Genomic DNA, 1,108 nt, shown 5'->3' on the forward strand with positions numbered 1-1,108 from the left:
TTGACTCGCGGGGCCCCGGGGCGGGGGGGGCCGGCGGGGGGGTCTCAACAAACCCCGCCCCACCGGGGGGCCCCGCCCGGCGCCCCCCCCCCACCCTCCTGTGTGCGGCGCCCGGTCCCTCAGCCGAACGTCGCCCCTGCCAGCAACTCCAGCTGCCCCGCCTCGGCGGTGCAGGGGAAGACCAGCAGCTCGTCGCAGCCCGCCGCCTCGTACGCCGCGGCCGTCTCCCGCAGCCGTGCCGCATCGGTGATGACCGCCTTCGCCGCCATCTCCGCCTTCGGGCCGATGAACGAGTAGTACGCGCGCAGATACGACTCGGCGACCTCCTGGGCGCCCGGCCCCAGGCAGGCGTACACCAGCGCCACCAGCCGCGGTGCGTCCGTACGGCCCCGGGCCTGCCACGCCTCACGGGCCTGGCGGGCCAGTTCGGCATAGGCGGTCGCCGAGCTGCCGCCTGCGATCCAGCCGTCGGCGAACCGGGCCGCGCGAGCCATCGCCGCGGGAGTGTGGCCGCCCACGATGATCTCCGGCCCTTCGCCCTTCGGGAAGGGGCCGATGCCGGGGACCGGGCCCTTGCCGCCCCAGACCTCCGCCAGTTCGGTGAGGATGGAGTCAAGACGCTTCCCGCGGTCGCCGTACGGGGCGCCGGTGGCCCGGAAGTCGTCGTCGCGGCCGCCGGCCGCCACCCCGACCGTCAGCCGGCCGCCCGAGATCTCATGGATCGTGGCGAGCTGCTTGGCCAGCAACGGGGTGCCGGGACGGTAGGCGGCGAGCAGGATGGATGTGGTCAGCCGGATCCGCTCGGTCACGGCGGCCGCCGCGGCGAGCGAGGTCAGCGGCTCATAACTGTCGTACACCAGACGGTCGAGCGTGCCGAGGCTGGAGAACCCGTGGTTCTCCGCCAGCCGCGCCCAGTCGACGAGCCGGCGCCCGTCGATGTCCGGCACTGTGGTGGGCAGGCCCACTCCGATCTCCACGGGGTCTCCTTGATCGTCGGTTTGTTCGGGGGCTCCGCCCCCCGACTCCGCACCTCAATCGCCGGCGGGGGTTGGGGTTGCGCGCCCCCCCCCCCCAAACCCAGCCGGGGGGGTTGGGGACCCCCGCCCGG

The 1,108-nt window shown here is 74.9% G+C and carries 1 protein-coding gene; it reads right to left on the reverse strand.

What is annotated here, in order from left to right; translation table 11 throughout:
• Window positions 1-119: 119 nt before the first annotated feature.
• Window positions 120-977, reverse strand: a complete 858-nt coding sequence (locus ACFWDI_RS40970) for an LLM class flavin-dependent oxidoreductase (protein WP_385312193.1) — start codon at window positions 975-977, stop codon at window positions 120-122.
• Window positions 978-1,108: the final 131 nt, after the last annotated feature.

Source organism: Streptomyces sp. NPDC060064 (assembly GCF_042736455.1).
Taxonomy (GTDB): Bacteria; Actinomycetota; Actinomycetes; order Streptomycetales; family Streptomycetaceae; genus Streptomyces.